This window comes from Streptomyces hainanensis (assembly GCF_004348415.1).
Taxonomy (GTDB): Bacteria; Actinomycetota; Actinomycetes; order Streptomycetales; family Streptomycetaceae; genus Streptomyces; species Streptomyces hainanensis.
Genome location: NZ_SMKI01000320.1, coordinates 1 through 9,104, shown reverse-complemented (window position 1 = coordinate 9,104; position 9,104 = coordinate 1). Strand labels below are relative to the sequence as shown.

Sequence of the window (9,104 nt, the reverse complement as noted above, 5' to 3'; positions counted from 1 at the left end):
GCGCCGAGGCGCCCGTCGCCGTGCGGGTGCGGGGGCTGTGGAAGAGCTTCGGCGAGCAGGTCGCGGTGTCGGGCATCGACCTCGATCTGCCGGCCGGCCGGTTCATCGGCCTGGTCGGGCCGAACGGCGCGGGCAAGACGACGACGCTGTCCATGATCACGGGGCTGCTGCGGCCGGACGCGGGCCTGGTGGAGATCGCCGGCCACGACGTGTGGCGGGATCCGGTCGGGGTCAAGGCCAGGATCGGGGTGCTGCCCGAGGGGCTGCGGCTCTTCGAGCGGCTGACGGGGCACGAGCTGTTGCGGTATCTGGGCCGGCTGCGGGGGCTGCCGGCCGCCGAGGTGGAGCGGCGCGCCGAGCAGCTGCTCGACGTGCTGGACCTGGCGGGCGCCCGGCACAAGCTGATCATCGACTACTCCACGGGCATGCGGAAGAAGATCGGCCTGGCCGCCGCGCTGCTGCACAACCCCGAAGTGCTGTTCCTCGACGAGCCGTTCGAGGGCGTCGACCCGGTCTCGGCGCAGACGATCAGGGGCGTGCTGGAGCGCTACACGGGCTCCGGTGCCACGGTGGTGTTCTCCAGCCATGTGATGGAGCTGGTGGAGTCGCTGTGCGACTGGGTCGCGGTGCTGGCGTCCGGGCGGATCCGGGCGCACGGGTCGCTGGCCGAGGTGCGGGGCGACGCGGAGTCGCTGCAGAGCGCCTTCCTCGAGCTGGTGGGCGTCCGGGGCAACCCGGAGGGCCAGCGGCTCGACTGGCTGGGCGGTGGCCGCGCGTGAGCTCCGCGGTCGCGGTGTCGGCGGTCTTCGTCCGGCTCAAGCTCTCCCTGCTGCGGAACGGCGTGCGGCAGACGACCGGGCGGTCGGCGGCCTTCGTCGGCAGCGTGCTGCTCTCGCTGCTGGTGGGCGGGCTGACGCTGCTCGGCATGGTGGCGCTGCGCGGGGCCGAGCACGCGGTGGACCTGTCGGTGGTGCTGGTGGCGCTGATCGGCCTCGGCTGGGCGTTCCTCCCGCTGTTCGTCGGCGGGGCGGACGAGACGCTCGACCCGGGCCGGCTCGCGATGCTGCCGCTGTCGCCGCGCGCCCTGTTGGCCGGCCAGTTGGCGGCCTCGGTGGTGGGCCCCGGGCCGCTGTTCTCGCTGCTGCTGGTCTCCGGCGCGGCCGTGGCGGTGGCCGAGTCGGCGGCCGGCTGGCTGGTGTCGGTCGTCGTGGTGCCGCTGGTGCTGCTGGTGTGCACCACGCTCACCCGGGCGATAGCCACGGCCAACGCGCGGCTGCTGAGCAGCCGGCGCGGGCGCGACCTGGCGATCCTCAGCGGGATCGTGGTGGTCTTCGGCATCCAGGGGCTCAACCTGGGGCTCTCCCGGCTCTCCGAGGAGAATCTGGATTCGCTGGGTTCGCTGGCCGACGTGCTGGGCTGGGTGCCGCCGGCCTCCGGGATCACGGCGGTGCGGGCCGCGAGCGACGGCTCGTACGGGGTGGCGCTCGGCGCGCTGGCGGTCACCGGCGCGGCCCTCGCGCTGCTGCTCGGCTGGTGGAGCCGCACGCTGACCCGGCTGATGACGGCGCCCGACGCGTCCACGTTGGGGGAGTCCGGGTCGGAGACGGCCAGGAGCGGCACCGGCCGGGCCTGGTCGCGGTGGCTGCCGGAGGGGCGCGCCGGGGCGGCGATGGAGCGATCGCTGCGGTACGCGTGGCGGGATCCCAAGACCAAGATGGGCTGGGTGATGGCGCTCGGCATGGGCCTGCTGTTCCCGGTGATCTGGGCGGCCCAGGGCAACGCCAGTGTCTACCAGTCCTGTTGGGCGTCGGGGATGCTCGGCCTGCTGATGTTCAACCAGTTCGGCCAGGACTACAGCGGCTTCTGGCTGGTCGCCGGCACCATCGCCGACCGCCGGGACGCGCTCGCCGAACTCCGCGGCCGGGCGCTGGCCATCGCCCTGGTGGCCGTGCCGTTCACCACCGTGGTGGTGGTGCTCTCGGCGGTGCTGCTCGGCGTGCCGTCCGCCCTGCCTGACGCGCTGGGCGTGGCCCTGGCTGCGCTGGGCGCGCTGCTGGCGGCGGGCGCGGTGGCCAGCGCGCGCTTCCCGTACAGCGTGCCGCAGGACAACCCGATGAAGAACGTGGCGCCAGGCCAGGGCTCGGTGGCCTGGGTCGGCATCCTGGCCGGCCTGGCCTGCGGTGCCGCGCTGTGCGCGCCGCTGATCGCCCTGACGATGTGGCTGCACGGCGCGGCCGACGGCCTGGTCTGGACGATCCTGCCGCTCGGCGCCGCCTACGGCCTGCTCCTCGCCTGGGCCGGCCTCCGGGTGGCGGCCCGCTGGACCGCCGACCGCCTCCCCGAGATCCTGACCGCCGTCAGCCGGGGCTGACCGGCGGGCGGGCGCGCCCTGGCGCGCGCCCGCCCGCTCCGGCCGCGGGTGGGTCAGCTCAGCGCCGCGGCCTCGGTCGTCTCGGTGAGGAACGGTTCGACGATCGTGCGCCACTCCTCCGGGCGTTCGAGGTGGGCGAGATGGCCCGCGTCGGGGATGTCGGCGTAGCGGCCACGCGGGAGGACCCGCACCATCTCGTGGGCCTCGGCGCGGCCGAGTTCGCCGTCCACGCCGCGGATCACCAGGGTCGGGCAGTCGACGCCGGCCAGTTCGTCCCAGTGGGCGTCGTGGGCCCAGCCCTCCCGCGCGACCAGCATCTGGTGGCGGGAGAACATCGGCTGCCAGCCGTCCGGGCGTTCCGTCATCACCGAGGCGTAGAAGTGGCCGCGGGCCGGGTTGGGCCGCTCCAGGGCCGGGTCGTCCTCGCCGAACCAGCGCTCGGCCGCGGCCCGGCTGGCGAAGGGCAGCGGCCAGGAGGAGAGCCAGCCGCGCAGCGCCCGCTGCGAGCCGGCACCGAGCGCCGCGGCCCGCATGTCGCAGATGACCAGCGAGCTCACCAGGTCGGGCCGGCGGGCCGCGAGCCGCCAGGCGACCAGCGCGCCCATGGCGTGGCCGATCAGCGCCACCCGGCCGAGGCCGAGGCGTTCGATGGCGGCCTCGGCGTCCGCGACGAACACGTCGCCGTCCAGCGGCCAGTTGCCCGGCTTCTCGCTGCGGCCGTGGCCGCGTTGGTCGAGGGCGACGGCCCGGTACCGCCGGGAGAGCCAGCCGGCCGCCGTCGCCCAGTGCGCGGCCCGCCCCATCAGTCCGTGCAGCAGCAGCACCCCAGGACCGGGTGCCGCGCTTCCCCCGTCAGCCGTCGCGGGTGGTTCGGTGAACTCCCACGCCGCGAGACGCACGCCGCCGTGCCCCGTCACATCAACGCACCGCGCCATGACCTCCGTCCCCTTCCTCCGGCCTCGGGTCGACGTCGCCGTGCGGCGACCGAAGACCACGATATCGAATGTAAGTTCGAAAACCGTGCGGGATGAGCGACCATCCTGTTCGAACAGTCGCTCCGTTGCGCTCGGCGGCCGAAGCCCGGCCCCCGGGCTGCCCGGCCAGACGAAGGGCCCGCCCCGGCGCTCGTTCGCCTCCGGGACGGGCCCACTCTGCCGGGCTTCAGCCTTTGGCGACGAACACGTGCATCGCGACATGGTGGGCCAGCTCGGCGGCCTCGCCGCCGCTGCCGACCTGGACGGACCCGGCGGACCCCGAGGTGACGCTCACCGAGGCCCCCGGCTGCACCCCCGCCCGCCGCAACGTGTGCATCACCTGCGCGTCCGTCTGGATCGGCTCCCCGATCCGCCGGACGACCACCGTCTTGCCACCGTCCGCGTCCAGCTCGGACAGGGCCACCATGCCCTCCGAGAGGAACGGGTCGGCCTCGCCCGCCTCGCCCAGCTCGGCGAGCGCCGGGATCGGGTTGCCGTAGGGCGACTCGGTCGGGTGGTTCAGCAGCTTCAGCACCCGCCGCTCCACGGCCTCGCTCATCACGTGTTCCCAACGACAGGCCTCGGCGTGCACGTGCTCCCACTCGAGACCGATCACGTCGACCAGCAGACACTCCGCGAGCCGGTGCTTGCGCATCACCCGCTGGGCCAGCCGCCGGCCCTCGTCCGTCAGCTCCAGATGCCGGTCCCCGGCGATGGTCAGCAGCCCGTCCCGCTCCATCCTGGCGACTGTCTGGCTGACCGTGGGGCCGCTCTGCTCGAGGCGCTCGGCGATACGGGCACGCATCGGAACGACCCCCTCCTCCTCCAGCTCCAGGATGGTGCGGAGGTACATCTCGGTGGTGTCGATCAGTCCGGACATACGTGCCCCTCGATAGCTCGTGCGGTGGCCCTGTGCCAATTCTGACGCACGCCACCGACAACCGTTCCCGTTCGACCGCGCGGGGCGCACGCATCTTGACACCGATCTGGTCCAGACCATTACGGTGTGCAGCGTGACGGAGACCACCCCAGGTGACAGCGCCCTCGGCAGCCTCGACAGCCTCGGCAGTCGATTCCTCGACGCCGCCATCGAGTTGCTGCGCCAGGTCCGTGACCGGGAGCACGACTCCGTCGTCCGCGCCGCGGTGCTGCTCGCCGACACCGTCATGGCCGGTGGCAAGATCTTCGCCTACGGCGCCGGGCACTCCGCCCTCCCCGCCCAGGACCTGGTCTACCGCGCCGGCGGCCTCGCCCTGGTGAACCTGCTCGCCGTCCCCGGCACCACCGGCGTCGACGTCTCCCCCGCCACCCTCGGCAGCGCCCTCGAACACGTCGGCGGCCTCGCCACCGCCACGCTCGACAACAGCCCGGCCACCGCCGGCGACCTGCTGATCGTCGTCTCCCTCTCCGGCCGGAACACGCTCCCCGTCGAGATGGCCGCCCACGCCAGGACGCGCGGGCTCACCGTCGTCGGCGCCACCTCCGCCGGCTACGCCGAGCTCACCAGCTCCCGCCATCCCTCGGGCACCTTCCTCAAGGACCACTGCGACGTCGTCCTCGACAGCCACGTCCCCTACGGCGACACGACCCTGACCAGCGAGGGCATCGACGCCCCCTTCGCCCCCGCCTCCACCGTCGTCACCTGCGCGCTGCTCCAGGCCGTCGTCGCCGAGGCCGCCGGGCTGCTCGCCGCCGGCGGCAGCCAACCGCCGCTGCTCCGCTCGGCCAACGTGGACGGCGGGCGGGAGTGGAACGACCGGGTGGTCACCGAGCACGCCGACCGCATCCTCTGGCGCCGGTAGGCCCTGCGCCGGTAGGCCCTGACCTAACGCGCCCCGCCACCGCCGCCCGCCAGCCCGTGCAGGTCGATCGCCGCCGCCACCCGCAGCGCCACGTCCTCGCCGTACGCCGCGTCGGACCGGTCGAACGGGCGCCGGCTCGCGCCCCGCAGGAACGTCAGCACCCCCAGGCTCCGGCCCCGGCTGCGCAGCACCACGCACAGCGCGTGCTCCGCGTCCTTGGGCCACCGGTGCTCCACCGCCCACGTGGAGCGCGAGACGCCGCCGGTGGCGCGCACCGGCATTCCGCGCTCCAGCGCCTGGAGCGCCGGATGCCCCTGCCGGTAGCGGACGACGACCCCGCGCGCCGCCGGGGCGGCGCCGAAGGTGCCGGGGCTCTCCGCGATCCGCACCAGATGCCCGACATGGGCCGCGTTGGCCGCGCCCGCGGCCCGCGACGAAGCCGTGTCGAGCAGCGCGTGGTCGGCGAACCCGGCCAGGGCGTAGTGGAGTTGGAGCATCGCCGCGTCGAGCGGGTCCTCGCAGTCGGCCGCCGCCCTGGCCGCGCGGGAGAGCTGGCCGTCCCGGAAGCGCTGCCTGGCCGCGCCCTGGGCGTGCCGCCTGGCCCGGGTGACGTCCTGGAAGACCCAGGCCACGCCGAGCGGCGCGGGCTCGGGCGCGGCCGGCGAGCCGAGCCGGAGGAAGCCGCTGGTCAGACAGCGCCGCGGGCCGCCGGGCGGGCCGCCCGCCGGCGCCGGATCGCCGAACCGGTCGTCGTCGCGGCTGTCGTCGTCGAGCAGCGTCAGCCACAGCTCGACGGGCCCGGCCGGCGGCTGGCCGGCCAGCGCCTGTTCGAGGCCGCTCTCCAGCTCGTCCAGGCCGGCGCCGAAGAACTCGCCGAGCGGCTCGCCCAGCATGTCCACCGGCGTCACCCCCAGCGCCTCGGCCGCGGCGTCGTTGACGGCCACCGTGCGCAGGTCGGCGTCGACCAGCACGGTGGCCCACGTGTCGCAGTCGCCGAGCAGCGCCTCGCTCAGCGCCAGGTTCCGCTCCAGGTCGAGCTGGGCGTGGGCCTCGCCGAAGGCGCAGTAGACGCCGGTCGGCCGGCCGTCCGGGTCCCGCATGGCGGTGGCGTTGGCCCGGACCAGGACCCGGCCGCCGTCCTTCCTGAGCAGCGGGAACTCCTGGAACGGCCGTCCGCCGCCGGTCGGCGGGCGGAGCGCGGCGAGCAGCCGGTCCATCACGTCGGCCGCGTCCGCCTCCCGCACCGCCCAGCCGCCGAGCCCGGTTCGTCCCACGGCCTGCTCGCGCGTCCAGCCGAGCATCCGCTCGGCCTTGCGGTTCCAGTGGGTGACCCGGCCGCTCGGGTCGACGGCGAACAGGGCCGCCTCCATGCCGTCGAGCAGCGCGGCCAGCAGCCGGTCGTCGGATGTCGCGGGCCTGCCCGGCGACGTGGCCCGGGACTCGGCCCCGGATACCGGCCCGGAAACCTCGGAGTGAGTGGTCACCTGATACCCCCAGCACAGGAGAGTGAGCGCCGGTCGCGTGCGCCGGACCATTCAACTGCATGGTGATGGCGGTCACATAGGGTTCGGGCGAATCTGGTACCCCCGGCCCGACCCCGTCCCGGTCCCTGACCATTCGCGGAAATTCGCTTGTGGCGCCTCGGGGGCGGCGCCTAACGTGCGGGGTACACGAGAAGGGAGGTGGTTCGGCAGATGTATGACAACCGGACGCGTGAGGTGACTGCGGCCTAGCGGTCGCCGTCCCACGACGTGTGGAGCCGGCACCGCCCGGCAATCCCAGCAGTCACCCGATCCGCGGGCCGCCGGTAACGTCCGGCCGGCTCCCCGGGGCGCGAGCCCCGGGGACCAAGGCCCGCGGATCGTTCTGTTTCCGCCCCTCCGTCAGGGACAGAGCCGCTCCACCGCCCAGCGGCCGTCCTTCCGCACGTACCGCAGCCGGTCGTGCAGCCGGTTCTCCCGGCCCTGCCAGAACTCGACGGCCTCCGGCACCACCCGGTAGCCGCCCCACTGCGGCGGCGCCGGCACGTCCTCCCCCTCCGGATACCGGTCGGCCAGCTCCGCGTACAGCTGGTCCAGCCGCGCCCGGGACGGCACCCGCGACGACTGGTCGCTGGCCCAGGCGCCCAGCTGGGAGCCGTGCGGCCGGGTCCTGAAGTAGGCGGCCGTCTCGTCCCGCCCGGTGCGCTCCGCGGTGCCGGAGACGATCACCTGGCGGGCGATGCCGTGCCAGGGGAAGAGGAGCGAGACGGCGGGGTTCGCCTCGATGTCCTGCCCCTTGCGGGATCCGTAGTTGGTGAAGAAGACGAAGCCGCGCCGGTCGAAGCGCTTGAGCAGCACCGTCCTGGTGCTGGGGCGGCCGGCGGCGTCCGCGGTGGCGACGACCATCGCGTTGGGTTCGTGCAGCCCGCTGTCCACGGCCTGCGTGAACCAGTGCTCGAACTGCTCGATCGGGTCGGCGGCCAGATCGCTCTCGTCGAGCCCCGCGTCACGGTACTTGGCGCGCATCGCGGCCGGGTCGAGCTGTGGGCTCGGGGCGCCTCGGCCGGTGGCTCTGCGTTCGTCGGGGGTGCGGGCGGCGGCTTGGGGGGCGTTGTCGGCGTGGGACACGCGCATATCTTGCAACACGCCGCTGACGGTGTCGGACGGCTCGGAGTTTTGTCCCATGCTCTGTGACCTGGGGACACCCGGAGTTAAGGTGACCGCCAGACTTGTCGCCAGACTTAACGCGCAAAAGACTTCACACGCAAAGCCATCGCGCACAGCCCATCGCACGCGACCATCGCGCGCCGCGCGCCACCTGACGCTACCGAGGAGCCGCCTGATGTCCGATTTCGTCCCCGGGCTCGAAGGAGTCGTCGCGTTCGAGACGGAGATCGCCGAGCCGGACCGGGAGGGCGGCGCGCTGCGGTACCGGGGCGTGGACATCGAGGAGCTGGTGGGCCAGGTCACCTTCGGCGAGGTGTGGGGCCTGCTCGTGGACGGCTCGTTCGCGCCGGGACTGCCGCCGGCCGAACCGTTCGCGATCCCGGTGCACTCCGGAGACGTCCGGGTGGACGTGCAGGCGGCGCTCGCGATGCTCTCGCCGGTGTGGGGACTGCGGCCGCTGCTGGACATCGACGCCGCCCAGGCCCGCACCGACCTGGCACGGGCCGCCGTGATGGCGCTGAGCTTCGTCGCCCAGTCGGCGCGCGGCGTCGGCCTGCCGATGGTGCCGCAGCGGGAGATCGACAGGGCGGACAGCATCACCGAGCGGTTCCTGCGCCGCTGGCGCGGCGAGCCCGACCCGCGGCACGTCGCGGCGCTCGACGCCTACTGGATCTCGGCCGCCGAGCACGGCATGAACTCGTCCACCTTCACGGCCCGCGTCATCGCCTCCACCGGCGCGGACGTGGCGGCCGCGCTGTCCGGCGCGGTCGGCGCCATGTCGGGCCCGCTGCACGGCGGGGCGCCGGCCCGGGTGCTCGGCATGATCGAGGAGATCGAGAAGACGGACGACGCGGAGGGCTACGTCCGGCGGAAGCTGGACGCCGGTGAGCGTCTGATGGGCTTCGGCCACCGCGTCTACCGGGCCGAGGACCCGCGCGCGAGGGTGCTGCGCGCGACGGCGCGGGAGCTCGGCGCGCCGCGCTACGAGGTGGCTGCCGCGCTGGAGCGGGCCGCGCTGGCCGAGCTCTCGGCCCGCCGCCCCGACCGGGTGCTGGCCACCAACGTGGAGTTCTGGGCGGCGATCGTGCTGGACTTCGCGGAGGTGCCGGCGCACATGTTCACGGCGATGTTCACCTGCGCGCGGACGGCGGGCTGGTCGGCGCACATCCTGGAACAGAAGCGGACGGGTCGCCTGATCCGCCCGTCGGCACACTACGTCGGCCCCGGCCCGCGGGGCCGCGACTCCGTCCCGGCCAGGGCCTGAGGCGGCGGGAGCCGGGGCCGGGGCCGGGGCGGCCACGGCCTGAGG

Annotated in this window: 8 protein-coding genes; 4 read left to right on the top strand and 4 right to left on the bottom strand. The window is 74.3% G+C overall.

Annotated features, from left to right (window positions below):
- Positions 1–20 precede the first annotated feature (20 nt).
- Positions 21–779, top strand: a complete 759-nt coding sequence (locus E1283_RS25295) for an ABC transporter ATP-binding protein (protein WP_132820455.1) — start codon at positions 21–23, stop codon at positions 777–779.
- Entirely contained in the window at positions 776–2,371 is a 1,596-nt protein-coding gene (locus tag E1283_RS25290) for a transporter (protein ID WP_132820454.1), read from the top strand. The genes E1283_RS25295 and E1283_RS25290 overlap by 4 nt, the downstream gene beginning before the upstream one ends.
- A gap of 53 nt (positions 2,372–2,424) precedes the next feature.
- Here E1283_RS25290 and E1283_RS25285 read toward each other — a convergent pair whose 3' ends face one another.
- Both E1283_RS25285 and E1283_RS25280 read right to left on the bottom strand, forming a co-directional pair.
- Positions 2,425–3,306 carry an alpha/beta fold hydrolase gene (locus E1283_RS25285; protein ID WP_132820453.1) on the bottom strand — a complete coding sequence of 294 codons (882 nt, stop codon included), beginning with the start codon at positions 3,304–3,306 and terminating at the stop codon, positions 2,425–2,427.
- 226 nt (positions 3,307–3,532) lie between these two features.
- On the bottom strand, positions 3,533–4,225 hold the full coding sequence (locus E1283_RS25280; RefSeq protein WP_132820452.1) for an iron-dependent transcriptional repressor DtxR: 693 nt from the start codon (positions 4,223–4,225) through the stop codon (positions 3,533–3,535).
- A gap of 133 nt (positions 4,226–4,358) precedes the next feature.
- Here E1283_RS25280 and E1283_RS25275 point away from each other — a divergent pair, with 133 nt between their 5' ends.
- Positions 4,359–5,147 (top strand): SIS domain-containing protein, encoded by a 789-nt coding sequence (locus tag E1283_RS25275; protein WP_132820451.1) that lies wholly within the window; start codon positions 4,359–4,361, stop codon positions 5,145–5,147.
- Between the two features lie 23 nt (positions 5,148–5,170).
- On the opposite strand, the gene E1283_RS25270 is transcribed toward E1283_RS25275, so the two are convergent.
- Positions 5,171–6,631 (bottom strand): PAS domain-containing protein, encoded by a 1,461-nt coding sequence (locus E1283_RS25270; RefSeq protein ID WP_243745094.1) that lies wholly within the window; start codon positions 6,629–6,631, stop codon positions 5,171–5,173.
- Between the two features lie 399 nt (positions 6,632–7,030).
- Positions 7,031–7,654, bottom strand: coding sequence for a pyridoxamine 5'-phosphate oxidase (pdxH, locus tag E1283_RS25265; RefSeq protein WP_132820449.1), 624 nt, complete (start codon positions 7,652–7,654; stop codon positions 7,031–7,033).
- A 316-nt stretch (positions 7,655–7,970) separates the two neighbouring features.
- On the opposite strand from pdxH, the gene E1283_RS25255 reads away from it, so the two are divergent.
- On the top strand, positions 7,971–9,059 hold the full coding sequence (locus tag E1283_RS25255; RefSeq protein ID WP_132820448.1) for a citrate synthase 2: 1,089 nt from the start codon (positions 7,971–7,973) through the stop codon (positions 9,057–9,059).
- Positions 9,060–9,104: the final 45 nt, after the last annotated feature.

Bases quoted from the DNA above. Each gene is read 5' to 3' on its own strand.
- E1283_RS25255 (WP_132820448.1), top strand. From the start codon at position 7,971: ATGTCCGATTTCGTCCCCGGGCTCGAAGGAGTCGTCGCGTTCGAGACG.
- E1283_RS25285 (WP_132820453.1), bottom strand. From the start codon at position 3,306: ATGGCGCGGTGCGTTGATGTGACGGGGCACGGCGGCGTGCGTCTCGCG.
- E1283_RS25280 (WP_132820452.1), bottom strand. From the start codon at position 4,225: ATGTCCGGACTGATCGACACCACCGAGATGTACCTCCGCACCATCCTG.
- pdxH (WP_132820449.1), bottom strand. From the start codon at position 7,654: ATGCGCGCCAAGTACCGTGACGCGGGGCTCGACGAGAGCGATCTGGCC.